General features: G+C 60.1%; 3 protein-coding genes and 1 pseudogene. 1 reads left to right on the top strand and 3 read right to left on the bottom strand.

The window, feature by feature from the left end; all coding sequences use genetic code 11:
• Positions 1-183: pseudogene (locus tag DCO47_RS26590) on the top strand (DUF1330 domain-containing protein); the annotation flags it as partial.
• A gap of 122 nt (positions 184-305) precedes the next feature.
• Here DCO47_RS26590 and DCO47_RS26585 read toward each other — a convergent pair.
• From DCO47_RS26585 to DCO47_RS26575, 3 genes are read right to left on the bottom strand one after another with little or no spacing between them, the layout of a single operon-like run.
• Entirely contained in the window at positions 306-869 is a 564-nt protein-coding gene (locus DCO47_RS26585; RefSeq protein WP_042606769.1) for an NUDIX hydrolase, read from the bottom strand.
• 1 nt (position 870) lies between these two features.
• Positions 871-1635, bottom strand: a complete 765-nt coding sequence (locus DCO47_RS26580; protein ID WP_116659272.1) for a GntR family transcriptional regulator — start codon at positions 1633-1635, stop codon at positions 871-873.
• Positions 1636-1692: 57 nt separating this feature from the next.
• Complete coding sequence (locus DCO47_RS26575; protein WP_024013190.1) at positions 1693-2082, bottom strand: carboxymuconolactone decarboxylase family protein; 390 nt, start codon at positions 2080-2082, stop codon at positions 1693-1695.
• Positions 2083-2158 lie beyond the last annotated feature (76 nt).

Genomic DNA, 2158 nt, shown 5'->3' with positions numbered 1-2158 from the left:
GGCGGGGGGAGGGAAGTGCTGGAAGGCCGGCAGACGCCGCAGCGAACGGGGATCATCGAGTTCGAAAGCTACGAGCAGGCCGTGGCGTGATAGGGCTCGGCGGGGTATCAGGAAGAGAAAAGGTGTCGGGAGGAATGGGCGAGGGCGGAGATCATCATCGTCGAAGGCGGCGCCACAGTTTAGGCAACGCCACCAAACCGCTGGAGGAGTGAGCCTGCTCGCGAGAGCGGTGTGTCAGTCAGCAGTTCTCTAGCTGATACACCGCTATCGCGAGCAGGCTCACTCCTACAGAAAGCGAAGCGTTGTCAGCGCATGAAATGAATCTTGCCGCTGTCATCATTGCCCATGTAAATCCCGTACACCCCGGCCTGGCGCTCTTCGATATAGCGCTCGAGAATCTGCCGGATTGCGGGGTAGTAGATCTGCTCCCACGGAATGTCTTCAGGGGCGAAGAACTTGTAATCCATGGTTTCCGGCCCGTACTGCCCGGTGATCTCCAGGGCAATGGCGCGGAAGATGATGTACACCTCGCTGATCTTCGGCACGCTGAAAATCGAGTACGGCGAGACGATTTCCGCGCGCACGCCGCTTTCTTCCCAGACTTCACGCAGCGCCGCCTGCTCGGTGGTCTCAAAGCTTTCCATGAAACCGGCGGGCAGGGTCCAGGTGCCCGGGCGCGGAGGGATCGCCCGTTGGCACAAGAGGTATTTGCCGTCCTGCTCGATGATGCAGCCGGCAATGATCTTCGGATTGACGTAGTGGATATAGCCGCAGCCGCGGCACATCAGGCGCTCGTGCGTATCGCCCGGCGGCGTCTGCTGACCGAGGTCAGGGCCACCGCATTTCGGGCAAAAGCTCGGGCTGAACATGTCATTGACCTATGCGCGGTTCTTTCAGCGCGATCGGCAGGGTGATCGCCGGGGTGCCCTTGACGGCGACGCCGGTTTCTTCCTGCTTGCGCTTGAGGTAATCGAGGGCCACGGCAGCGGCCGCGCGGACGTGATCGACACAAGCCTGATGCGCCGCCAGCGGATCACCGCTCTTGATCGCCTCGACCATTTTTTCCATCTCGTGATTACTCGCGCCGCGGCGGTTTTCCTGGGACACCGAGGTCGCGCGCAGGTAGCTGATGCGCGCCTGCAACTGGCGCAACTGGGTGGCAGCGACATGGTTGCCCGAGCCTTCCAGCAGCACGTCGTAGAAGCCCTGCACCGAGTCGATCACCTGTTGCAACTCGCCGTCCTTCAACGCCTTGCGGTTGTCATCGAGGGCCTTTTCCAGGGCCTTGATGTCCTTGGCTTTGGCGCGCAGGGTGAACAACTGCACGATCAGACCTTCGAGCACGCAACGCAATTCGTAGATATCGACGGCATCGGCGAGGGTGATGATCGCCACACGCGGGCCTTTGGCGTCGGCGAATTCCACCAGGCCTTCGGATTCAAGGTGACGCAGGGCTTCGCGCACCGAAGTACGGCTGACACCGAGGCGATCGCATAGGTCGCGTTCGACCAGGCGATCACCTGGCATGAGCTGGAAATTCATGATCGCGCCCCGCAGTTTGTCCAGCACGATTTCGCGCAGGGTAACGGGGTTGCGATTGACCTTGAAGCTGTCGTCAAGTGGCTGGCGTTTCATCGGGTCCGCTCTTGAGCTTGGCTGTCCATGCCAGACGGGCATCAAAACAGCCGAGGGTTAACTGGAGGCCTCGGCGTCGGCTTCGGCAAAGGCTTCACGGGCCAGCCGGAAACTGTCCACGGCCGCCGGAACGCCGCAATAAATGCCGACCTGAAGCAGAATTTCGCGTATTTGCTCACGACTCAGGCCGTTACGCAAGGCGCCACGCACATGCAGCTTGAGTTCGTGCGGGCGGTTGAGCGCCGAGATCATCGCCAGGTTGATCATGCTGCGCTCCTTGAGCGACAGACCTTCGCGACCCCAGACATGGCCCCAGCAGTATTCGGTGACCATTTCCTGCAGCGGACGGGTGAAATCGTCGGCGTTCTCTATCGAACGTTGCACGTAAGCTTCGCCGAGCACCTGCGTGCGGATCTGCAGGCCTTTTTCGTACTTTTCGTTACTCATTATTCCTCCAGTCACCACAGATCCCTTGTGTAGGAGCTGCCGAAGGCTGCGATCTTTTGATCTTGCTTTTAAACAT

The organism is Pseudomonas sp. NDM (assembly GCF_003105095.1).
GTDB lineage: Bacteria > Pseudomonadota > Gammaproteobacteria > Pseudomonadales > Pseudomonadaceae > Aquipseudomonas > Aquipseudomonas moraviensis_A.
The sequence above is the reverse complement of the archived record's forward strand: the minus strand, read 5'-3'. Positions and strand labels throughout refer to the sequence as shown.